The following is a 23,173-nucleotide window of genomic DNA, read 5'->3' as shown; positions in this document are numbered from 1 at the left end:
CAAAGACATGCTCGATGCCTTACCCCCAACTCACCCTCCGTGAGCTTCATTATTTCATGGCCGTGGCCACGCAAGGCAATTTCAGCCGTGCAAGTGATGTGCTGCATATCAGCCAGCCCTCCCTCAGCATGGGCATCCGCTCTTTAGAGAATAAATTAGATGTGCGCCTTTTTGACCGGACACATAAAGCCATCACCCTTACCGACAAAGGCAAGACCTTTTTCCTCCATGCAGAACGTCTCTTAGAGGCAGAACAGAATCTTCAACGGGCTATGGCTGATGAATCCGGCCCCTTAAAAGGGACTGTCCATTTAGCCCTCCCGCCTATCCTTGGGGCTATCTATTTCCGCCCTATCATCCGGCAATTTTGCAGCTTATACTCAGAGGTCGTGCTCACGATTGAGGAATACTCTTCCGACAGGATCGTAACACAGCTTCTAGGTCATCATACCAATATCGCTGCACTCATAGAGCCTATCCATAATAAGCAATTACACACCATCGCTTTTGCAGAGGAGGAGCTATGCTTGCTCATGGCGGACACACACCCGCTTGCAGGCCGGGCTATATGTTCCTTCACCGATATTTTGGAGGAAAAATTTGTCCTCATGAATGAGGATTTCAAAATTAACCAATTTATCTCAGAAGCCTTTGCCTCTCACGGGGTCACACCGCAGGTTACGGGGCGGACAAGCGATACATCGCTCTTACTAACCATAGTGCAGGCGGGTGTTGGCATCACTATCCTTCCCGCTGCTTTTCATAATCCTATCCAACATGACGGGCTTTATTGCTGCCCCTTACAAGACCCTACCCTCCGCATCACTATCTCACTCGCTATCCGCCGTAATAGCCCCTTAAGTAAAGCTGAGGAGACATGGCTACAACACAGCCTTAATAATCAGTCCTTCCAGTCTCCCCCATCGCCCTCACCGCAGCCATAAAGGGAGGTCGTCTATTCTATAAAAACCCTTGCTGTCTCATCCAACGCTCTGCGAGATGAGGCCATTTTTGTGTGGGGCCTGTTGCACGGCCTAGGCCGAAGCCATGCCCGCCTGTAGCAAATTGATGAACCTCATAAGGCCGATGATGCCTCTGATAAGACTGCATCAGATACTCATCTTGCGGGGGTGAAACAATGGAATCATCCGCCGCATAAGCCAAAAATAATGGAGGGGCATGAACACCAACATGAGGCGGCAAAGACCATCTCATTATCTGCTCTCTTGTCGCAGAATGGTCACCAAGGCAGGCACGGCTTGTACGCGTTCGCTCAAAAGGGGGGCCAACCATCGTCACAGGGTACAGCAGCATTAATAAAGCAGGGGGCATAGTATGAGCCTCCAAGGCAGTTAAGCCCGCCAAATGCCCCCCCGCTGAAAAGCCCATAAGAGCAACACGCTGTGCATCAATACGCTCATTATACAGGCCCGATTGTAACAGGGAGAGAGCCTGCCGCGCATCAGCTAATGGAGCCTCCATCATTCCCCCCTCATCAGGCAAACGATATAGCAAAATCGCGGCGGTAATCCCTAAAGAGGCGAGCCAGTGCGCCGCAGGAAGGGCCTCTTGCGCCACCGCGATATGCCGATACCCTCCACCTGCGGCAATAATAACAGCCGCCCCATTGGGATGCTCAGGCCGTATAATATGCAAACCCGGCGCACTTACACGCACTATACGACCACGGCGTGATGTATAAGCAGGGCTTGCCATGCTACCCTCTGGCCATAGAGGATAGACATCACGAGCATTATCTAAACGCATCCTATCTGCTGCCATACAGTCTTGCCCATATGCCCTATAAGCTAGAAATGACAAGGCACAGCATCCTCGTAAAAAAGAACGGCGTGTCCTCATCACCATCAACAGCTCCTTCACTCTTAAATGCATCTACCCTTAACAAGGTGCGCCACCCTGCGGAGATGAAATATTTATGACAACTACGTTAAATATAAGAATATTACCTTAAAAACGGCGGAAAACAGAGGTTTTTTGCCAGTTTCTCCACCTCTTGCGGCCTGTTCCCGCTCTTACAGAATTAGGCTAGTATCGCGGCAAAAGGGAGAGGCTATGCCGCAACAAGGCCAACATATTGTACAACGTTATGGGGAAGACCTCCGCCGCCTACGCTCATTTATGGAGGAGATGGGCGGCCTTGTGGAACATCAATTATCGCTTATCCTCACCGCTTTTACCGAGACCGATGCACAAGCCATCTCCCAAGTCATTCATCATGATAAAGCCATTGATGCCTTAGAGCATGAGGTAGAAACACAAGCCATCCGCCTCCTCGCTCTCCATGGCCCTATGGCCGCAGATTTGCGTGAGATTGTCGCTAACATCCCCATGGCTGGCACATTAGAGCGCGTTGGCGATTATGCGCGCTCCATCGCACGGCGGCTAGAGCAGATGGAGCAGCCCATCCCCCCTCATGACCGGCTCGCTTTGAGTGAAATTGGTCGCATGGTCCTTGAGCATCTCCGCCGTGTGATGGACGCTTTAGAGCATCAAGATGCAACGGCGGCTCATTCTGTTTGGCAGGCTGATCATCGTGTGGATGAATATTGCGCTACCATGACCCATAATTATCTGGAGCGCATGACCCAACAGCCCCGCGCGTTACGCTTTTATATCTCCCTCTTATTCATCATTAGGAACCTAGAGCGAATAGGAGACCACATAACTGATATAGCCGAACGCATCATCTTCATCGCAACAGGTACGTTACCGCCGCCCACAGCCCGACCGCACGGCCATGCAGCACAGAGCATCGCCACAGAGCAAGAGGCCAGCACCCCATGATGCCTGCTCCACCGGCTACAAATACCACTAAAGGCTTTGTCCTCGTTGTAGAGGATGATGCCGCCCTGCGCCTATTGCTTGAACATAGCTTGCAGCAACGTGGTTATCAGGTGCATGCTGTTGCAGATGCGGAACACGCTCTTACCTTTCTTGAGGGGACAAGACCGGATGTCGCCCTTCTGGACTGGATGATGCCCGGCCTCTCCGGCCTAGAATTATGCCGCGTCATAAGGCAGAAGCCGGGTTTAAAAGACCTGCCTATCTTATTCCTCACTGCACGAACGGAGGAGCAAGATCTTATTAATGGGCTTGATCATGGGGCGGATGCTTACCTCACTAAGCCATGCAGTGCTGATAAGTTAGACGCCCGCCTCCGCGCCTTATTACGCCGCGCTCGCCCTAGCCAAGACCAAATCAGTTTCGGCCCCTTACTCTTAGAGCCAGAAAATCACCACGTCACACGCGCTGGCCGTGTCATCACCTTAGGGCCAACGGAATATCGCCTCTTAGACATACTTATCCGCCAACCCCGTAAAGTCTTTTCCCGCGAACTCTTATTAGAGCGCATTTGGGGAACCAATGTTCATGTGGAACTCCGGACGGTGGATGTCCATATCCGCCGCTTACGGAAGGCCCTAAATGAGCCGGGGGAGGCAGACCTTATCAGGACCGTACGCTCGGCGGGATACGCGCTAGATGATAGCCGCATGGAGCATGATGCCTCCCCTTCTGCCCCCACTGCGCCTTAAATGATAGGGCATATCCTATGGCTGGGCGGTGGTGCCGTTTTATGCTTCTGCTGCCTTTATATAGGATGGGTGCTAGCCCGTTATTATCAGGACAACCCACCTCGCAGTGCACACACAGCTCCATACTCATCCGCTAAAGCCCCCCTTCATCAGATGGCATTAGATGAGTTAGTGGAACTCATCCCCGGTATGGCTTTAATCCTTGACCCGATGGGGCAGATTCTCGCCTGTAATCAAGCCGCGCAAGAGCATTATAAAGAGAGCTTACGCGCCATCCTTCGTCACCCTAATAGCCGCACTATATTGCACGAAGCCTTAGCGACCTCACCTTCTACCGGCCCGCATGCCATCCATACCGCCATCGTTCATCTGGATGTCCCCATCAAGCACACGATCCGCTTAGCGATGCGCCAGTTAAGTAGGCCACAAGGGCGGGATAAGGTGGTCCTCACCCTCCTTACCGACCATAGCACAGAGCAAGCAATGGACCGTATGCGGGCCGATTTTATTGCCCATGCAAGCCATGAGCTACGCACCCCGCTGGCCTCACTTAGTGGGTTTATCGACCTCCTAAAAGACAATGAGGGCACAACAGACCAAGCCCCCCGCACGCTTTATCTACAGATAATGAGCCAACAAGCCACGCGTATGCAACGGCTAGTGGAGCGACTTTTATACCTCTCTCATCTCCAACTCCGCAGCCATAACCGCCCTCATACACGCCTTGATGTTGGGGAGTTATTCGCCCTTATCGTGGGGGAAGTCCTACCTCGTTTTACCGATAACACGCGTAACCTCACTGTAGAGCAAGAGGAGGATCATCTTACCCTCCTCGCTGATGAGGATGAGATGATCCAGCTCTTTCTCAATCTCATCGAAAATGCCATCCGCTATGGTACGACACCAGACCACGCTTTGCAGGTCCGCCTCTGTGCGCGTAGGGAAGGTACGGGCATTTTATTATCTGTAAGTGATAATGGCCCCGGCATTGCGCCTCATCATCTCCCCCGCCTTACCGAGCGTTTTTACCGCGTTACCGATAATAAGCAGACCAATCCCGCGGAAGTGGAAGAAGGCACAGGGTTGGGATTAGCCATCGTCCAACAGATTGTAGAACGCCATAAAGGCCATCTACGCTTTCTCAGCCCCCCTCATGAAGGCACGATATGCCGTATCTGGCTCCCTGCCGCACCCGCTTTGTAAGGTAAAAACATTACAACATCATCACCCCCCTTGCAGGAAAACGAGGCTCCACACCATCTTACATGAAAGACGCCTAGTGAAGGCCGTATTAGGGAGATTCTTCGATGCCCCATATTACCACGAGCGACCATATCAAACTCTATTATGAGGAGCATGGCCAAGGGCGGCCCCTTGTCATGATTCATGGTTGGACATTTTCCGGGCGGTTCTTCCACCGTAATGTCGCCGCTTTTGCACAAAAATACCGTGTCATTACGCTGGATTTACGCGGGCATGGGCACTCTGACAAACCGCATCATGGCTATCGTATCGCCCGCCTCGCAGCGGACCTCCGCGATGTGTTGGAGGCTTTGGACCTTCATGATGTTACGGTTCTTGGCTGGTCCATCGGCTCACCCATCATCTGGTCTTATATGGAGCTTTTTGGCACAAAACGCCTCCGCAGTGCCATTTTCGTCCAGCAGACACCAAAGCAATTCTTCTCGCCTGACTGGAAGCTAGGCCACGCTACATGCTACGATGAGGCCGGGTTAACCTTCCTCCAACAACAGCTTACCTTTAACCGCAGCGCGTTTGATCAACAAAATCTCGCTGATTGCCTCAGCACCTCTCTGCCTGAGGATGAAAAAACCATGCTGCTTAACGAGATGGCCGCATGCCCTAGCTATGCCGCTTCCCTCATGATGGCTGACCATACAACGCAAGATTGGCGAGATGTCCTCCCCCATCTCTCACTGCCCTCCCTCATGATGATTGCTGGGAAGGATAAAGTCCTCCCCGCTGCTGGGCCTCGGTGGGTGGCAGAGCATATGCCGCATTGCCAAGCCGTAGAGTTTGAAGAAAGTTCCCATATGGTGTTCCTTGATGAGACAGAGAAGTTCAACCATACTGTTCTCACCTTTATGGAAGAGGAAGCCGCCGCATGAGCCACTTTCCCTTCGCCTTTGGCATGAACGAGTTTACCACCCAACCGTGGTCTTTTGAGGAAGATATTCAGCATTATGCAGCCCTAGGGGTTGAGACGATCGAACTATGTGAGAACAAACTCGACCCCCATCGGTTGGATGAGCAAATGGCATTGCTGAAGGAAAGCGGGCTGAAGCTTAGCTCCTTCCAACCATTAGTCCGCACATTTGGGGCCAGTAAGATGGTGCCCTATCCCCAAGAGGCTGAACGCCGCTTCGCCCGCTTAGAAGAAAGCCTGCATCGCTTTGCGCCTTACGCCCAAAATGTACCGTTTGTCGTCAATACAGGGGCACCTGATAACGGCGATGTATATGGTTGCATCCACCATACGATAGACTCCCTCCATCGCCTCTGCCCCTTAGCGCAAGAACTCGGCGTTACGCTCTCCTTAGAGCCGCTCAACCCCACATCCATCAATTATGAGACCGCTATTTGGACGATTGACCAAGCCTTAGACATCATCAAAGCCGTCAATCATCCTGCCCTAGGGCTATGCCTTGATTATTGGAACATCTGGCAACAACCTGATGTATGCGCCGCCATCCGCCGGGCGGGGACGCTGATTAATGTTGTGCAGATTAGCGACTGGCGCACACCACGCTCCGCTGCAGATAGGCTCATACCGGGAGCAGGGTGCATCCCCCTCCATGAGATGCTCCATGCTACATGGGATGCGGGCTTCCGCGGGGCCTGCGCGGTGGAGATTTTCTCCTCCGATGTCAGCGATAGCTTGTATCAAGGGGACCTATCCGCCCTCATCACACAATGCCGCCTTGCTTTGGAGACACTCTGGGCACAACCAACTTCCCCCTCTTAAAAAGAGGGGGCATAGTGGGGAGTGTCCCTTATAGCAAAGTTTCTTATTTGTTGCATTATCAGAATAATTTATTTTTTAAGGCTTATAACAGAACGGTTTTTACCCCATAAAGGAAGAAGGATTCACAGGACCAAGGGCCCGTTTTCATGCTCAGCCTCTTTGACCTATTCAAAATAGGGATTGGCCCGTCCTCCTCCCATACAGTCGGCCCTATGCGTGCAGCACAACGCTTTACCGATGTGCTGGCAGACCTCCCTGATGGCCCCTTAGAGAAAGACCCCGCCCGTATTGTCGTCACCCTTTATGGCTCGCTCGCCCTCACTGCGGAAGGGCACGGCACCATCAAAGCGATTCTGCTTGGCTTAGCGGGCGAAACGCCAGAGCATGTTAACCCCGATACAGCCCAAAAGCTCGTCCAGCATATTGAAAGCACACATCTGCTGAACCTCAATGGCACGAGCTTCTCCTTCGATTATCAAAAAGATATTTGCCTTGATACCAGCACCATCCCGCCCATCCATCCCAATACTATGCAGTTTGAAGCTTTCAGCCGAGATGGCAGCCTCATCACACGTCAACGCTTTTGCTCTGTCGGAGGTGGATTCATTACGCCAGAAGAACAAGCGCGCACTATGTCTTATTCCCTACCGGATGTGCCTTACCCTTTCCGCAGTGGGGCGGCTTTGCTAGCCCATACGAAGAAACATCATACCGATATTGCCAGCATCGTTTTAAAAAACGAAACCGCCATCCGCCCCCTATGGGATGTTGAGCGAGGGATGGACCGCATTGCTGATGTTATGTTCGCCTGTATTGAGGCTGGGTTACATCATACCGATACACTCCCCGGCCCACTAAAAGTACAAAGACGTGCAGCAAAATTATATGCCCGCTTACAAGCCAAAACAAACGCCGCCCCCTCCCCCCATAATGTGATGAACTGGATCAGCCTCTTTGCCATTGCGGTGAATGAGGAAAATGCCGCTGGCGGGCGTGTTGTCACCGCTCCTACCAACGGGGCCGCTGGCGTTATCCCCGCTGTAATGCGCTATTATCGCGACTTCTGCCCCGAATATAGCAAGGCTGGGTTACGCACCTTCCTCCTCACAGCAGCAGCGATTGGGGGGCTGTTTAAGCTCAACGCTTCTATCTCCGGGGCGGAGGTTGGCTGCCAAGGTGAAGTTGGCGTTGCCTCCTCTATGGCTGCTGCGGGCCTAACCGCAGCCCTTGGTGGCTCACCAGAGCAATGTGAACATGCTGCTGAAATTGCTATGGAGCATCACCTCGGCATGACATGCGACCCTGTGGCAGGGCTTGTACAAATCCCCTGTATTGAACGCAATGCCTTTGGGGCTGTGAAAGCCATTAACGCGTCCTCTTTGGCGATGAGTGATGATGCAAACGCGCATTATGTCTCCCTTGATCATGTCATCAAAACCATGGCGGAGACAGGACGGGATATGAATCATCGTTATAAAGAGACCGCCTTAGGCGGCCTAGCGGTGAATGTCCCTGCTTGTTAAGGGAGGCCATTCCCTTACCGTGACGCATACAGTATTGTGAATCTACATCGTCTCTTTTTTGCGTTACGGTCGGCTTTATGAAACGCCTTCTCCTCCCTGCTCTGATTTGTGGGGCTGCTAGCCTCCCCCCCCTCTCCCCTCTCTATGCTGAGCCGGGCGACCCTTTGCCAGCCTCCCAACGCCCACCGGCTCCAGCCCTTTTGGAGCCCAAATTACCGTGCCAAAAGATGGCCAGCACACCGATTATCTTCGCCTCTAAACATAGTGATGATGCCCTCCATATGCGGGTGCAATGTATGATGGATAAAGGCCAAGATGGGTTATGGCGCGCCCAGAGCTGCTCCTACCATTCCCATTGGAACGGCTTTTACATGCCCCGCCCCCCAAAAGTGCGCCATTATCGTGATGTCGTCACAAATTATATGGATAATGCTTGCTTTACTGATGGGCAGCTCACCCCTTATCTCTCTGATGAGCAAAATGAACAGCCTGATTCTATCTCTGATGAAGATGCTTGGACCTCCCGCACCATCACCCCATGGCGTGAGGACCAATTTGCCCATGGCATCAGCCCCGCGCAGGATGAAAAATTGGGGGCGATTTACCTCAATAATACGCGTGTGATGCTCAAACTCAGCTTCACTCATCGTCCCCCCGTCACGGCGGAGGAAAATGATACAGATAAAGCCGCACATTCATCCCACCGTTTTGAGCCTGCACCAAGCATCATCAATCTTGATGCCGTCTCGGCAGTAACGAAATAAGCCCTCCCCTTACCGTACAGTGCGGAAGGTGAGATTATATCGCCAGCCTAGCCCCGCAACAGCAGGGCCGGGCTTAATGGGCATAATCCCGTGGAAGTTATGCCGGCTTGGCCCGCCCCACACCACTACATCCCCATGATGGAGGGGCACTTTACGACATGGGGCGTTGCGCGTCGCCCCACCCCATTGGAATATCGCTGATAACCCAAGAGAGACCGAAATAATCGGGGCTTCAACGACCTGTTCATCACAATCCTGATGCAGCCCCATGCCTGCACCGGGGGCATAGCGGTTAATCAACCCAGATTGCGGCATAAACTGCTCATAGCCTGCCTCTTGCGCCGCTCGCACCGCAAGTGATTGGAAGATAAGCGGCATAGTCGGCCAAGCACGCCCGGTCAAAGGGTCTAACTCATCATAACGATACCCTCGGCCATCACTCACCCAACCATAACGACCACATGCCGTCATGGCCGCAGCAAGCTGGCCTCCTCGGGCTGTTTTATACCGCCGCAAAGGGGCTTGTTTTAGAACATCCTCAATCGCCTGCAACAAAGCGGGAGCATCTGCTTTAGCAAAACCACCCAACACCACAGCCCCGGGGGCTAAAACCTGCCGGGTGCGTGTCTCTGGGAATAAATCATCCATCATTGCCGATGGAAGAAACGAATCTGCCTTGTTGTAATGGCAAGCTCCTTCAACGCATTACGAAATACCGCAAAATGAGGGGCCGCCTCATGCGCTTGGAAGGCCTTCTCATCCTTATACACCTCATAAAGAGCGACAAGATAAGGCTCCTCAACACTGCGTTGGATGAGGAACTCCAAACAGCCCGGCTCATCCGTTTTGGAGCGCAGCGCATCATACTGACACACCTCAAGGAACTTCGCCAAACTAGCCTCTGTTGCTTCAAACTCAGCAAACACAACGAGCGGTTGGGACATCGACTCCTCCTGCGTAATAACGCCTTATCCAGCCTTTATGATACGCCTTGCCCTGCGCCCCAACAAGGCAGGGCTGCATAGGCCTCGCTTGTCCCGCCGGCTAAAACACGCTTGATAATGGGCGATCATCATATCGTTGTAGCGTTCCACGCGATTGAAAGGGTTGCATGATGCACATAGACACCTCCCAGCATGACGAGACCGCCGCTACGCTGTTCCTCGACCAAGCGGGGGTTTCTTACGAGACGCGCCATTATGATTATGCCCCGCAAAAAGGCCATATTGGCGAGCAAGCAGCCCACGCCATTGGGGCCAAACCATCGGCTGTGTTTAAAACACTTGCTGTTAAAATAGACCGCAAACAGGCGGCTTTTGCTGTCATCCCCGTAGCCAAACGCGTCAATTTTAAGGCCTTAGCCGCAGCCTTAGGCGGCAAAAATGCTAAAATGATGCAAGCGGAGGAAGCTCACGAGCGCACCGGTTTTGTCTCTGGTGGGACAACGCCTTTTGGCTCCCGTGAATCATTTCCCACTATCATAGACCGCAGCGCACAAAAGCATAAAACAATTTGGATTAATGCTGGGGCGCGGGGGTTTTTAGCCTGTATGACCCCGCACGATATTCAAAATGTCCTGCAAGCCCATTTTGCCGCGATTGCCGAGTAAGGCACGGCCTATTCTACATGACTATTTCGTGACGTTTTTTTCACTACCCTTATACCCTATTCCAGCGTTACTATCTGATGCGTTGAGGTTAGTCCCACACAGGGGGAGAAAATGCGGTTTACCATCGCTGGGCTTATCTGTGCTCTCGCCTTTGGGGTGTTAAGCCCCCATGCGGCAGAAGCGCATCGCGGCTATTACCATCATGGTTATTATTACGGCCATCATCACAGCTTTGGCCATAGCTTCGCCCGCGGCTTTGGTTATGGCGTTGGCTCAGGCCTCGGCTATGGTGTCGTTAATCGCGTTTTTTCTGGCGGGCCTTTTGGGTACGGTTATAGTGGTGGTTATTATGATGGTGGCTATGCCATCCCATATGCTGTCCCTAGCCCTAGCTACAGCCCTCCGCCGCCGCCCAGCACCAATGTTGTTATTGTGCAACCACCTGCACCCCCCGCAGGTCCCCCCGGCTATCCTTATCCCGTCCCCGGCTATACGCATTACCAACCGGGGCAGGGCTATGTAGCCCAGACAACGACCTATGTGCAGGGCTATGGTTATGTCCCCACACCCCAACCTATTACGCCTTAATCATAAAATATCTGGCTTTACAAAGAGTTAAGAGTATATTACCGCACGGCATAATCACCCATCCTTTATACTCAATAGAGTAACACGAAAGGGCATATTGCGAGCTTATGGTCTTCTGCCGGCTTTTTATTGATCGCCCCGTGGCGACCACTTTGCTGGCCTTAGCCATCTTCCTCTCCGGGTTAGTGGCGTTACCCTTTCTCCCTGTTGCGACCATGCCGGACATGACGGCGACCGCCATTATGGTGGTAGCCAGCCAACCCGGCTCAGACCCGCAACAAATGGCGACTTCTGTCTCCACCCCGTTAGAACGCCGCCTTGCCACGATTGCCGATGTCCAATCGCTAGAATCCACTACAGGCAGCGGCAAAACCTCTATCTTTATTGATTTTGCCCCATCACGTAATATTGATGGGGCATTGCGGGATGTCCAAGCCGCTTTACGTGCCGCCCGAAGTGACCTGCCAACAGGTACATTAGATTCAGACCCACAAGCCTTTAAGCTTGATGGGGATAGGCCTATCTACCTCCTTCATTTAACCTCTAAACAACAATCACGCGACCAGCTTTATGACCTCGCCCTCATCCGCATACGGCCCATATTGGCCCAAATTGGCGGGGTTGGCCGGGTGGAAATATTCGGGGCCTCCAACCCTGCAGTGCGAGTCGAGCTTAACCCTTACCCCCTGTATAAATGGGGCTTAAACCCAGAGGATATTCGCTCCGCTCTGGCCTCTGCTAATGCTTATACACCCAAGGGTTTTTTCACCCTTGGTGACCAACGCATCCAACTCCAAACGAATGACCAAGCCATCAATGCGGCACAATATCGCAACCTCATTGTTGCCTATCGTAACAAGTTCTACCCTATCTATCTGCGCGATATCGCTAGGGTGCATGATGATGTGCAGGATATTTACCAAGAAAGCACATTAAACGGGCAAACCGCTATTACACTTGCTGTTATGCCACAACCCCACGCGAACACAGTCGCTATCGTCAACGATATTACTCATCGTCTTCCACTTCTCCAACAAACAGTCCCAGCGACTGTGCAGATCCATACAGGGCTGGACCTCTCTCGTACAATTCGCTCCTCCCTGATTGATGCGAAGCTCACACTTATTGTCTCTATTATCTTAGTCGTCCTAGTTATTGCTCTCTTTTTCCGCCATCTTTTTAGTACACTTATCCCCGCTATTACGATCCCCATTGCCCTCTCTGGCACACTCACAGCAATGGCGTGGTATCACTTCTCACTAGATGTTCTCTCCCTTATGGCCCTAACGATTGCCGTGGGTTTTGTCATTGATGATGCCATTGTCGTGCTCGAAAATATCGCTCGTCATATGGAAGCAGGGATGGATCGTTACCAAGCAAGCCTTATTGGAACAACTGAAATTACCTTTACAATTCTCTCTATTAGCCTCTCTTTAATTGCGGTTTTTATCCCTCTCCTTTACATCCCCGGAACATTAGGATCGATTTTTAACGAATTTGCCATGACGATGATTATCGCCATCATCATCTCAATGGTTTTATCCCTTACCCTTACCCCTATGCTATGCGCCCATTTTCTCACAATACACACACAGCCGCACGCCACATTACCCTCCCGCCCCCAACGCACCATGTGGCGCGCTCCATTGGGATGGCTACTCTATAGGGGCCATCAGCTCTTTCACGTCACAGAAACAGGCCTCCAACGCCTCACACGAGCTTATGAAAACTCCATGAGCTGGAGCTTGCGGCATCCCATCCTTATTGGTCTTACCTTACCAGCTAGCCTCCTCTTACTCATCGGGGGCATTACCATCCTACCTAAAACAACTCTTCCAGCAATGGATTTGGCTATCCTACGAGGGCGCATAGTTGGGGAGCCGAACCTCTCCTTCCAAGCATTATTACGCCGCTTACGGCAGGTCGAAGCAATTATCCAAAAAGACCCTGCTGTCCAAACAGTCGTTACATTTAACCGGAATAGCTACACGGGCGATCTCTTTATTTCCCTCAAAGATAAAGCCCAACGCGCTAGCCCTCGGACGATATTAGCACGGCTCCATAAAAGCATCCCCCAACAAGCTGGGGCAGAAGCCTTCTTCTGGGCATTAGGGAGCGACCGTCAAGGGGGGGGCGATACAAGCAATACAGGTAATTATCGTTATGTCCTCCAAAGTGATGACAGCACCCCTCTTTATAACGCGACCCCGCCCCTCCTAGCGCAGCTCCGTGCTAGCGGGGTCTTTCGTAACCTTTCAACCAATGCAGAAGATGTTGAAATCTCATCCAATATTATAGTCCATCGAGACCTTGAGGCCCGCTATAATGTTACACCACAATTAATCCAAAATGCTCTTTTTGACTCTTTTGGGCAAAGCATTGTCTCGACCATTCATCTTCCCCTTACCAACCACAGAGTGGTCATGGTGGTTGATGCGCCTTTCCGCCAGTACCCCAACACACTCCATCATCTCTGGCTTTCCACCTCTGCTGGGACAGCCGCCGGGGGGATTGCCTCTAACCTGATCCGTGTCCGCAGCAAAGGGACATTAAGCGCACAAGCCTCCATCGCCCAAGATTCTGTGACGAACTCTTTTGCCAATAAACTCTCGGGCAATAATTCCAACGGTGCAGCGGTGTCTTCATCCCAAGAAACGATGATCCCTCTTGATAATGTGGCCAGTATTGCCAAAGCACCTATGCCCCTGACTATTGCTCATCACAATGGTTATTACGCCACAACCCTCTCTTTTGACCTCACAGCAGGCCACACATACACTGATGCTGTCGAAACGATCAAAAAATCCCTCGTAAATCTCCATGTCTCAGATGTCATCCATGGGGAGTTTACTGGCACAACGGGGGAAACCTCATCTCTTATGAACAACGCCTTAATCGCGTTTATGGTCGCTATTGCTATTATGTATATTACTTTAGGTATTCTCTATGAAAGTCTCATACACCCTATTACCATCCTCTCTACCCTGCCTTCTGCCGGGGTGGGAGCTGTTCTAGGACTTTGGGTTGCAGGGGAGAACTTTAGCTTAATTGCCGTTATCGCCATTATTCTCCTCACCGGCCTTGTGAAAAAGAACGCCATCTTGGTGATTGACTTCGCCTTACAAACCCATAAATCCAACCCTGAGATGACAGCCGAGCAAGCCATCCAGCAGGCCTCTATCATCCGCTTCCGCCCCATCCTGATGACAACATTAGCCGCGGCTTTAGGCGGGGTGCCTCTACTCATCGGCGATGGATATGGATGTGAGCTACGCCGCCCCTTAGGGGTAGCGATTTTAGGAGGGATGGCTGTCAGCCAATTCTTAACCTTCTACACCACACCTGCAATTTATCTTTTGATGGAACGGCTAAAACATCGTTGCCATCATCTCACAAAAAAGCTGATTGCACGGGCCTAATACCCCATAAGGCGGCTTCTCTACATTGCGTCACTTTATCGCTATTTCTATAAAGAAAAGCCTGATAAGGAGCGCGCCCATGACCCAGCAGAACGATACCCCCCCGCCGCACCCAGCTTTGGATGACGCCCCCCTTTTCCCTCGTCCTACGCGGCGGCGGATCCTAACGGCAAGCTCTCTCGCTTTAGGCGGAGCTGGGGCCTGCACGCTCGCTGCGCCCTTCCTCAATAGTCTCCGCCAGACTGAAGCACGCTCTGCGGAGAACACGCATGAGCACGCCATTCTTGATGTCACTGTGCAGGATTTAGAGCCGGGTAGCCACAAAATAGTCGTTTGGCAGGGCCTTCCAGTGGCTATTCAACGCCGCACGCCAGAGATGCTCCGCGCTTTGGAGGACCCTACCCTCCTTGCCCAGCTGGCTGACCCGCACTCACACATCCATCAACAACCCGCCGAGGCTGCCAACCCCCATCGCTCCCTGCGGGCTGACTATGGGGTTTATATCACCATTTGCACCCATCTAGGCTGCGTCCCCAATTATCAAGATAGTGCAAACTTACCGGCCTCTGGTGGGTTCTTCTGCCCGTGTCATGGCTCACAATTTGATGGGGCGGGGCGTGTCCTACGCAATATGCCCGCCCCTTATAATTTGCCCGTCCCGCCCCTTCATTTTGTTGATGATAACACCATCCGCTTAGGGGAAAGCCTGCTCTCCCCTCATTACGACATCACCAAAATCCAACAACTGTAAGGGACGGCCTCTATGATGAATCACACCCCCACACCGCCTTCCCATTGGCTTGACCGCCGCTTGCCTTTCCTACGGCCTTTCTGCCGCCATATGGCGCGCTTCCCCATGCCGCCGGTAAATCTGCTCTGGACTATCGGGGCCTGTTTGATCGCCGCCTTCGGCCTCATGATTGTAAGCGGGATTTTTCTTGCCCTCCACTACCAGCCCGATATGACGCAGGCTTTTGAAAGCATTGAAGCGATTGAACGCCGCGTCCCCTCTGGCTGGTTGGTCCGTAGCATCCATACAGGCGGGGTCAGCATGCTCTTTGCAGCCCTCTATCTCCATATAGGGAGAGGGCTATGGTATGGCTCCTACAAGGCCCCGCGAGAGCTTGTCTGGCTCTCTGGCCTTATTGTGATGCTCCTTTTTATGGTTACAGCCTTTGCAGGGTATGTTTTACCATGGGGGCAGATGTCCTATTGGGGCGCAACCGTTATTACCCATGCGGTGGACGCCGTGCCAACTATTGGGCATCCGCTGCTTGTTTATCTCCTTGGGGAAGAGACGTTAGGCAATATTGCGCTGCACCGCTTTTTCATCCTGCATTTTACCCTTGGCTTCATTATCGCCGCTCTGATTGGCCTGCATATCATCTGCCTCCACGGGACAGGCTCTAGCAATCCAACCCTAGATAGCCCCCAGCCTGACAAAACAACACGGCCTTTCGCACCGTTTTATGTTGTCAAAGATAGTTTAGCCGTCTGTATTTTTCTGGCGTTATTGGCGGGGTTAATCTTCTTCCTCCCCGGTTTATTAAGCAAGATTGATAACATTACCCCTGCCAATCCCCTTAAAACCCCTGCTGATATTACGCCAGAATGGTATCTTGCCCCGTGGTTTGCCATGCTGCGCGCTATTCCCTCCCGCCTTGGGGGGCTTATCATAGCGGCCTCTAGCTTACTCGTCCTTTTTGCTCTCCCTTGGTTGGATATCTCCCCCCGCCATAATGCGACCTATCGGCCTTTTATCCGCATCGGGATGGGGCTTTTCTTCCTCGCCTTCCTCACCCTCATCGTAGCAGGGCTACAACCAGCTACCCCCCTATGGGCATGGATAAGCCGAGGCGCATTGCTGGTATGGTTCTTCGTGTTTCTCGTTCTGCTCCCCTTCACTGCATGGCAAGAGCGCAAAGCCGCACAATCCTCACAAAAGGATGTACAGTCATGATGCCACACCGTCTGTTATGGGCTCCTTTTGCTCTATTCACCCTCATCAGCGGGGCCGCTAGCCCTGCTCTCGCCGCCCCCATCACGGCGGCATCCCCTACTCCGCCCCCCATTATGAAGCCGGAAGAACGCGGATTGCTTATCTTCCAGCAAATATGCAGCTCCTGCCATAGTATGGACCATGCCCATTATGGGGATATGATTGCGTTACAACCAGATGTTGCCGCCTTGCAGCATTGGGCACAACAACGCCATACAGGGTTAGAAAGCCCCATTGCCTCCCCTTATCCTAGTGTCGCTGTGGGCAAAGCGAATAATGGGGGGGACTACCCGCCAGACCTCTCCCATATTGTCCGCACAATACGCGGTGGGCCGGATTATATCCGCCACATGCTTGCAGATTATCGCCCTGCTCCCCCCGGCGTTACACTCGCCCCACATACTTATTACAACCCCACGGCACTCACGCATCATCACAAGTTCAAAATGCGGCCGCCTTTGCAGGAGGGGGCTGTCATTTTCCCCGATGGGACAAAAGCGACCATCCCCCAAATGGCCAGCGATGTCACAGCCTTTCTCCAATGGGCTGATGATAGCCATAAACGCACCCGCCATTTTATCGGCACGGCTGTGCTGCTTTATCTCGCACTACTAAGTGGGATTTTGCTTGCCCTGTGGCGCGTCTTAAAAAAGGATGCCCCCTAAAAGACGAGCCGGAACATAATGATGCTCCGGCTCTACCGTTACTTTATATACTTCCCCTTAAGGGGCAGGGTTGGCGTTTAGCTGATGGATGGCGTTAATCTTCTCCTCCAGCTCCGGCGTAATGGTGAGATTGACGGATGTTAGAGCCGTCTCAAGCTGCTGCAAATTAGTTGCCCCGATGATGTTAGAGGCCACAAAGGGACGGGTGGTTACAAACGCAATCGCCATTTGGGCGAGGTCTAACCCGCTCTCTTTCGCAAGGGCCTGATAAGCACGAATCGCATCATCAACGCCCGGTTTTTCGTAACGCTGCCCCCGCTCAAAGAGGGTTGTCCGCGCCCCCGGTGGGCGGGCACCATCCAGATATTTGCCCGTTAAATAACCCTGCGCGAGTGGAGAATAAGCCAATAAGCCGACATCCTCCCGCAAGCCCATCTCGGCAAGGCCAATCTCATAAGTGCGGTTCAACAGATTATAGGCGTTTTGGATAGAGGCAATACGCGGCTGTTTTTCCTCGCGTGAAACACGCAAAAACTCCGCCACACCCCATGCGGTCTCGTTAGATAAACCTACATGACGGACCTTGCCTTCCTTCACCAACTCCCCCAATGCGCCTAATGTCTCAGCAATCGGCACTTCATCAGCATCAGAGAGGGTTTGGAAGGTCGTCCCTCCCTCACCAAAGATGTTAATCTTACGGTCTGGCCAATGAAGCTGATAAAGGTCCAAATAATCCGTATTTAACCGCTTGAGCGATTGCTCGATCGCATATCGAATCTGCCCCGGTGTCAGACGTGGTTTCTCCCCATCGGGGCGGAACCACTCATTCTGGCTACGCCCAACCACCTTACTGGCTAGGATAATTTTATCACGATTACCGCGTGCCTTTAGCCAACTCCCCACAATGCGCTCGGTCGAGCCTTGCGTCTCTGCACGCGGAGGGATGGAATATAATTCCGCCGTGTCGATGAAATTTACGCCATGTTCGAGGGCCATATCGAGCTGGGCATGACCTTCTGCCTCGGTATTTTGTTGTCCAAAGGTCATGGTTCCTAAGCATAGTTCACTTACTTTAAGGCCAGTTCGCCCTAAGGGTCTATATTGCATGGCTATTCCCCTCTCCTTACAATCACAGTGTCTCCAGCATCCTAACATGCCCGTAATATGAGGCAAGAAAGCCCTCTATGAGTGACCTTCCCTTTTCCCCCAGCTTGCCGCTATCCTAGGCGCACAAACGCTCTAATAGAGCAGACTAGACGAAACAGGCAGGACCAATGCATATCTTACTGGTTGAGGATGATCCCACCGTTCGCTCCTTTGTCCTTAAAGGCCTTAAAGAAGCAGGGCATGATGTAGACCATGCCGATAATGGCAAAGATGGGCTCTATCTCGCTGTGGGAGAAAAATACGACATCATCATCTTAGACCGGATGCTCCCCGGTGGGGTTGATGGCTTGCATATTCTTGAGACCCTTCGCAGCCAGAAGAACAATACCCCTGTGCTCTTGCTCTCTGCCCTCTCTGATGTAGATGATCGAGTCGATGGGTTGCGTGCCGGTGGGGATGATTACGTCACAAAGCCTTTTGCCTTCTCCGAGCTTCTCGCCCGTGTGGAGGCTCTCGGCCGCCGTGGGCATAATGAAACCGCCCCAGAGACAACCCTCACTGTAGGCGACCTCACATTAGACCTCCTCTCCCGCGAGGTACGGCGTGGAGGCCAAAAGATTGACCTCCAACCGCGTGAGTTCCGCCTCCTAGAGTTCCTCGTCCGCAATGCCGGACAGGTTGTGACCCGTACCATGCTGCTTGAGAAAGTCTGGGATTATCATTTTGACCCGCAGACCAACGTGATTGATGTCCATGTCTCCCGTCTGCGGCAGAAGGTTGATAAACCTTTTCAGACCGCTATCATCCATACAGTCCGCAATGCAGGCTATATCCTCCGCCCGACACAAAGTTAGCGCGAATAAGAGGTTAGCTACTTTATGAAGAAGGATAAGAAAGCCCCGCGCCGTTGGCTCCAATGGCGGCGGGGGGATGCCAGCAAAGTGGGGCGATGGCATTGGCCGATCCGCTCCGCTGGGATTAACTTCGCCCTCGGTTATGGCGTGTTATTTCTTATCTCAGCCACGCTGTTCTTATCCTTCATCTGGTGGAGTAGTACCAACCTCCTCACCCAGCATGTCCGTGCCTTTATAGAGACCGATGCACAGGAGCTCACACAGCGGTGGAACTATGGCGGCCCCCCTGCCCTGAGCAGTGCCATTACGGACCGTTTAGAACAGAATATTGATGATGATGCCCTCTATTTGCTCATCGACCGCCACGGGCGACGTTTAGCGGGCAATTTACCCGGCTGGCCCGTTGCCATCACAAAGATGGATCATTTTTACGAGCTTACCATCCGCCGTTATACCTTCTCCACCCCCGCGCAATTTAAGGCCTACCACCTCACCCACGGCTTTAAGCTCATTGTCGGGCATGACATCAGGGGCCGCGCCCTCCTCAGTACGGTCATCACCCGTACCCTGATTTGGTGTGCTGTAATGATTGCCCTCCTCGCTATTGGCGGGGCTTTAGTGGTGCGCAATCTCTTCCGCCGTATTGTTGGCTCCATCGCTCGCACGGCCTCCGCTGTGGCGAGTGGGGACCTTAACCACCGCATCGCCCTCACAGGGAGCGAGACGGACCTTGTTGCTGAGACGGTCAACACCATGCTGGACCGAATCAACCGGTTGATGGAAGGGGTGCGCCAAGTCTCCAACGCCATTGCTCATGACCTCCGCACCCCCATCACTCGCGCCCGTAACCAACTGGAAGAAGCCCTCTTTTCCGCCTCCTCACCTGATGAGTTACGCCTAGCGGCGGAAAAAGCGATTGGAGACCTCGACCATATTACCGGTATCTTTGAAGCCCTCCTCCGCATTGCCCAGATTGAGGCCGGGGCACGCCGCTCCGCCTTTACTATGGTGGACCTTAACCAACTCCTCACCAATATAGCGGAATTATATGAAGCCTCTGCTGAAGAGGCAGGATTAAGCCTCCATATGGATATCAGCCCGCTTCCCCTTCTTTATGGAGATGAACGGATGCTCCAACAAGCTTTAGCGAATCTATTAGATAACGCGATTAAGTTTTCCCCTCCTCATAGCGCACTCTTCCTTACAGCCCACCCTGTTACAGCTATTACACCGCGTGGTCATACAGCGCACACAGCCCCCACTGGGATAGAAATTAGTGTACAAGACCAAGGGCCGGGGATGAATGAAGCTGATATTCTCCGCGCGCATGAACGCTTCTTCCGCGCAGAGAGTGCCCGCCATACACCCGGCTCTGGCCTTGGGCTTTCTCTCGTCCAAGCGGTGACGAGCTTACATCATGGTCGTCTCACCCTCACGCGGATGGATCCGGGGTTACAGGTCACGCTCTCTCTGCCACTCATCCAGCAAGAAACAGACCGTACAAAAACGGTAGTCCCTTTATGACCCTACCGCTACGTCTTACGAAAGTTTCATACCTTGCCCATCTTAACCGCCTATTTTCTGTGATAGCGTCATGATCATGCGCACTTTATGCTTTCTCACAGCTCTGATTCTTTTGGCTCCGCTGACAATATGGCCAGAGGTTGCATGGGCCTCTCTCTTGCCGGGTAGTGAGGCAACCCCTCCCCCTCAAGACCTTGTCATCACCAGTGATAGCCCTGATTATTGCGCCCAGCTGAGCGAGCATTTAGCTGAGAAAATACGTACCCCCCATAATGTACCTGTTGGTGCCATGGATGATGCCCAACATTTGTTGGAAGAAGGCCGGGAGCTCTGCCAACAAAATCACATTCGCGCAGGGATAGGCCGTTTGCGGCGCGCGCTTGTTCTCCTCAAAAATCAGGAAGAAGGACCTCATCAATGAGCCTACGTCACCCCCTTACCGCATTGAGCCTAGCGACATTCGCCGCGGGCTCTCTGTTGGTAACCCCTCTCTCCGTTGCCTCCGCCGCGTCTGAGGGAGAGACCGTGCTTCCCTCCCACCAAATGCCGCCACCCCCGCCTATGGCTTATCCTCACGGTACAGAACTCAGCTTTACTGTCTCTGATGAAACACAAGCAACAGCCGATACGCTCATGATTCATCTCTCTGCTAAGGCTGAAAGTGCCACCCCTAGCAGCGCGCAGCAGCAGCTCAATCAACGCGTTAATGCGGCAATGAAGCTCCTTAATGGTCAATCCGCTATTAAAAGCACGGCTGATAACTATATGGTTGGGGAGGAATACGGCCCCCATAACAAACATAGCTGGGTTGCCCAACAAAGCCTGACATTAAGCAGCCAAGACCGTGAGCAACTCCTCGCTATGACGGAGAAGCTCCAACAGCTTGGTCTGAGCATTGAGAGCATGCAATGGACCCTCAACCCCCAACTGCGTGAAACGCTGGAGCAACAAGCCCGCCTTGGTGCGCTTAAAAAACTCCGCCAACAGGCAGAGAATGATGCCACTGCCCTTGGTCTCTCCTTAGTCCGGCTAGAGCGCGTCCATATTGGGGGACAAGGCCCCATAAATCCGCTTGAGCCTCGTCCCCCCATGCTCATGATGGCCGAGATGCGCAGTGCCGCTACACCCCCTAGCAGCACGGCAGAGGTACAAACAATCCGTGTTACCATCCATGCTCAAGCCTTGTTGGCTGATAAGCTGGAGAAAACCTCTCCTACTCCTTGAGAGGAAAAGAGGGCGCATGAACGCGCCCCCTTTTAAAAATCTGCTACGGGGCGTTTGCCAAGCGTCACGGGGAGGGTCATCTCCTTCCCCTCCCGGCGGATGGTAAAGTTAAAGACGGTTCCCGGATGTGCTGCTGCGACACTGCGTAATACTGTCCGTGCATCATGCACAGGCACATCACCAATAGCGAGGATGGCGTCTTTTTTCCGCAAACCGCCCTGCCAAGCCGCCCCGTGTGGGTCCACATCCTCCACCCACATAGGCGCGCTTGCGTCATTCAATGTGACCCCAAGCCAGCCATGCTCCACATGACCAGTCTTACGAATCGATTCCACAACCGGGGCTACAATCTCTGAGGGGATGCCAAAGCCAATCCCCACCGAGCCATCACTCGGCGAGGCGATCGCCGCATTCATCGCCACAACCTGCCCTTGAAGATTAAAGGCTGGTCCGCCGGAATTACCGGGGTTAATGGGAGCATCAAGCTGCATGAAATCATCCAGCGCACCACTGCCTAAATCCCGCCCTACAGCGGAAACAATCCCCGCCGTAACGGAGGAGCCAAAACCAAAGGGATTCCCAGCAACCAAAATCCAATCGCCAATCTCTACCTGCCGGCTATCCCCCCATGTCACAGAGGGGAGCGGGGTCGGGCTATCGACCTTGATAACGGCGATATCAGTCATGGGGTCCTCCCCCAAACTCCGCGCTTTAAGCGACCGCCCATCAGAGAGCGAGACCATAATCCGCGAGGCATGGCCTATCACATGCCGGTTCGTCACGATAATGCCCGAGGCATCCACGACAAAGCCGGACCCTGCGCCGGTTAAATCATCATCAGCAGGCCGTACGGTATGGTGTTTCTGCCTCCGATGCCGCCGATGAGGGGCCGGGATAGGAACAACCTTCCGCGCTGCTGGTGTTTTAGGCTGTGTAGAAGGCTCATCATCTGTTGGGGGAGAGCCACGAGAGACGGAAATATTCACCACAGCCGGAATCACCTGATGCACCAATGGTGCAAAGCTCGGCAAATTTAATGCCTCCCGCGTAGCTATAGGGTCGTGAGCTGAACTAACAGGCAAAGACGGCGCAGCAGGAACAGGGGCCGAGGGCAACACTAAAGGGGACGATACCGGCACAGGCGGGTGATGCACAGCTTGATAAAGCCGCGTATTACGGATGGGCGTAGGGACTTTCTCCCCACCGGGGACCCACCATAGGCATATGCCCATCGCCGCCACACTCCCAACAGCCGCTGGGACTAAAACAGACCAGACCACATGCCTTATTACCGGCTGCATGAATACCCCATCCCCTTCCATAACAGCCATAACACGGCCAAACGACTCCCTATACC

General features: G+C 53.0%; 23 protein-coding genes. 18 read left to right on the top strand and 5 right to left on the bottom strand.

Annotated elements, in window-relative coordinates; genetic code table 11:
* The first annotated feature begins 14 nt into the window (after positions 1-14).
* Positions 15-944 (top strand): LysR family transcriptional regulator, encoded by a 930-nt coding sequence (locus tag GM557_RS01670; protein ID WP_155572694.1) that lies wholly within the window; start codon positions 15-17, stop codon positions 942-944.
* 16 nt (positions 945-960) lie between these two features.
* On the opposite strand, the gene GM557_RS01665 is transcribed toward GM557_RS01670, so the two are convergent.
* The gene (locus GM557_RS01665; protein ID WP_196424569.1) at positions 961-1,782 is read right to left on the bottom strand and encodes an alpha/beta hydrolase; all 822 of its coding nucleotides are present in this window, start codon (positions 1,780-1,782) and stop codon (positions 961-963) included.
* A gap of 291 nt (positions 1,783-2,073) precedes the next feature.
* Between GM557_RS01665 and phoU the strand changes: the two genes are divergently transcribed.
* The 7 genes from phoU (at position 2,074) to GM557_RS01630 (ending at position 8,827) form a co-directional block, all read left to right on the top strand.
* Entirely contained in the window at positions 2,074-2,805 is a 732-nt protein-coding gene (gene phoU / locus GM557_RS01660) for a phosphate signaling complex protein PhoU (protein ID WP_155572692.1), read from the top strand.
* A complete protein-coding gene (locus tag GM557_RS01655; RefSeq protein ID WP_155573442.1) occupies positions 2,805-3,554 on the top strand; it encodes a response regulator in 750 nt (249 codons plus the stop codon). The genes phoU and GM557_RS01655 overlap by 1 nt, the downstream gene beginning before the upstream one ends.
* A 153-nt stretch (positions 3,555-3,707) precedes the next feature.
* Complete coding sequence (locus GM557_RS01650; protein ID WP_196424568.1) at positions 3,708-4,757, top strand: cell wall metabolism sensor histidine kinase WalK; 1,050 nt, start codon at positions 3,708-3,710, stop codon at positions 4,755-4,757.
* 104 nt (positions 4,758-4,861) lie between these two features.
* On the top strand, positions 4,862-5,683 hold the full coding sequence (locus tag GM557_RS01645) for an alpha/beta fold hydrolase (protein ID WP_155572690.1): 822 nt from the start codon (positions 4,862-4,864) through the stop codon (positions 5,681-5,683).
* A complete protein-coding gene (locus GM557_RS01640) occupies positions 5,680-6,540 on the top strand; it encodes a sugar phosphate isomerase/epimerase (RefSeq protein ID WP_155572689.1) in 861 nt (286 codons plus the stop codon). The genes GM557_RS01645 and GM557_RS01640 overlap by 4 nt, the downstream gene beginning before the upstream one ends.
* A 146-nt stretch (positions 6,541-6,686) precedes the next feature.
* Positions 6,687-8,063: an L-serine ammonia-lyase gene (locus GM557_RS01635; RefSeq protein ID WP_155572688.1), complete on the top strand. Its 1,377-nt coding sequence runs from the start codon at positions 6,687-6,689 to the stop codon at positions 8,061-8,063.
* Between the two features lie 77 nt (positions 8,064-8,140).
* Positions 8,141-8,827, top strand: a complete 687-nt coding sequence (locus GM557_RS01630) for a hypothetical protein (RefSeq protein WP_155572687.1) — start codon at positions 8,141-8,143, stop codon at positions 8,825-8,827.
* Between the two features lie 9 nt (positions 8,828-8,836).
* Here the strand turns inward: GM557_RS01630 and alkB are convergent, their stop codons facing one another.
* Positions 8,837-9,478 (bottom strand): DNA oxidative demethylase AlkB, encoded by a 642-nt coding sequence (gene alkB / locus GM557_RS01625; protein ID WP_155572686.1) that lies wholly within the window; start codon positions 9,476-9,478, stop codon positions 8,837-8,839.
* Positions 9,475-9,771, bottom strand: coding sequence for a putative quinol monooxygenase (locus GM557_RS01620; RefSeq protein WP_155572685.1), 297 nt, complete (start codon positions 9,769-9,771; stop codon positions 9,475-9,477). Before GM557_RS01620 ends, alkB begins: the two co-directional genes overlap by 4 nt.
* A gap of 167 nt (positions 9,772-9,938) precedes the next feature.
* On the opposite strand from GM557_RS01620, the gene ybaK reads away from it, so the two are divergent.
* The 6 genes from ybaK to GM557_RS01590 all read left to right on the top strand — a co-directional run bounded on the left by ybaK (position 9,939) and on the right by GM557_RS01590 (position 17,107).
* Positions 9,939-10,436 (top strand): Cys-tRNA(Pro) deacylase, encoded by a 498-nt coding sequence (ybaK, locus tag GM557_RS01615; protein WP_155572684.1) that lies wholly within the window; start codon positions 9,939-9,941, stop codon positions 10,434-10,436.
* 111 nt (positions 10,437-10,547) lie between these two features.
* Positions 10,548-11,024 carry a hypothetical protein gene (locus GM557_RS01610; RefSeq protein ID WP_155572683.1) on the top strand — a complete coding sequence of 159 codons (477 nt, stop codon included), beginning with the start codon at positions 10,548-10,550 and terminating at the stop codon, positions 11,022-11,024.
* Positions 11,025-11,131: 107 nt separating this feature from the next.
* Positions 11,132-14,443 carry an efflux RND transporter permease subunit gene (locus tag GM557_RS01605; protein WP_155572682.1) on the top strand — a complete coding sequence of 1,104 codons (3,312 nt, stop codon included), beginning with the start codon at positions 11,132-11,134 and terminating at the stop codon, positions 14,441-14,443.
* A gap of 79 nt (positions 14,444-14,522) precedes the next feature.
* Positions 14,523-15,194 (top strand): ubiquinol-cytochrome c reductase iron-sulfur subunit, encoded by a 672-nt coding sequence (gene petA / locus GM557_RS01600; RefSeq protein WP_155572681.1) that lies wholly within the window; start codon positions 14,523-14,525, stop codon positions 15,192-15,194.
* Positions 15,195-15,206: 12 nt separating this feature from the next.
* Positions 15,207-16,403: a cytochrome b N-terminal domain-containing protein gene (locus GM557_RS01595; protein WP_230880566.1), complete on the top strand. Its 1,197-nt coding sequence runs from the start codon at positions 15,207-15,209 to the stop codon at positions 16,401-16,403.
* Complete coding sequence (locus tag GM557_RS01590) at positions 16,400-17,107, top strand: cytochrome c1 (protein WP_196424567.1); 708 nt, start codon at positions 16,400-16,402, stop codon at positions 17,105-17,107. Before GM557_RS01595 ends, GM557_RS01590 begins: the two co-directional genes overlap by 4 nt.
* Before the next feature lie 57 nt (positions 17,108-17,164).
* On the opposite strand, the gene GM557_RS01585 is transcribed toward GM557_RS01590, so the two are convergent.
* The gene (locus tag GM557_RS01585) at positions 17,165-18,214 is read right to left on the bottom strand and encodes an NADP(H)-dependent aldo-keto reductase (RefSeq protein WP_099026420.1); all 1,050 of its coding nucleotides are present in this window, start codon (positions 18,212-18,214) and stop codon (positions 17,165-17,167) included.
* A gap of 167 nt (positions 18,215-18,381) precedes the next feature.
* On the opposite strand from GM557_RS01585, the gene GM557_RS01580 reads away from it, so the two are divergent.
* The 4 genes from GM557_RS01580 to GM557_RS01565 all read left to right on the top strand — a co-directional run bounded on the left by GM557_RS01580 (position 18,382) and on the right by GM557_RS01565 (position 21,816).
* Positions 18,382-19,068: a response regulator transcription factor gene (locus GM557_RS01580; RefSeq protein WP_099026421.1), complete on the top strand. Its 687-nt coding sequence runs from the start codon at positions 18,382-18,384 to the stop codon at positions 19,066-19,068.
* Positions 19,069-19,092: 24 nt separating this feature from the next.
* On the top strand, positions 19,093-20,592 hold the full coding sequence (locus tag GM557_RS01575) for a HAMP domain-containing sensor histidine kinase (protein WP_155572679.1): 1,500 nt from the start codon (positions 19,093-19,095) through the stop codon (positions 20,590-20,592).
* Positions 20,593-20,668: 76 nt separating this feature from the next.
* A complete protein-coding gene (locus GM557_RS01570) occupies positions 20,669-21,013 on the top strand; it encodes a hypothetical protein (protein ID WP_155572678.1) in 345 nt (114 codons plus the stop codon).
* Positions 21,010-21,816, top strand: coding sequence for an SIMPL domain-containing protein (locus GM557_RS01565; protein WP_155572677.1), 807 nt, complete (start codon positions 21,010-21,012; stop codon positions 21,814-21,816). The genes GM557_RS01570 and GM557_RS01565 overlap by 4 nt, the downstream gene beginning before the upstream one ends.
* A 32-nt stretch (positions 21,817-21,848) precedes the next feature.
* Here GM557_RS01565 and GM557_RS01560 read toward each other — a convergent pair whose 3' ends face one another.
* Entirely contained in the window at positions 21,849-23,096 is a 1,248-nt protein-coding gene (locus GM557_RS01560) for a trypsin-like peptidase domain-containing protein (RefSeq protein ID WP_266137248.1), read from the bottom strand.
* Between the last annotated feature and the right edge of the window lie 77 nt (positions 23,097-23,173).

The organism is Bombella sp. ESL0385 (assembly GCF_009725755.1).
Taxonomy (GTDB): domain Bacteria; phylum Pseudomonadota; class Alphaproteobacteria; order Acetobacterales; family Acetobacteraceae; genus Bombella; species Bombella pollinis.
The sequence above is the reverse complement of the archived record's forward strand: the minus strand, read 5'-3'. Positions and strand labels throughout refer to the sequence as shown.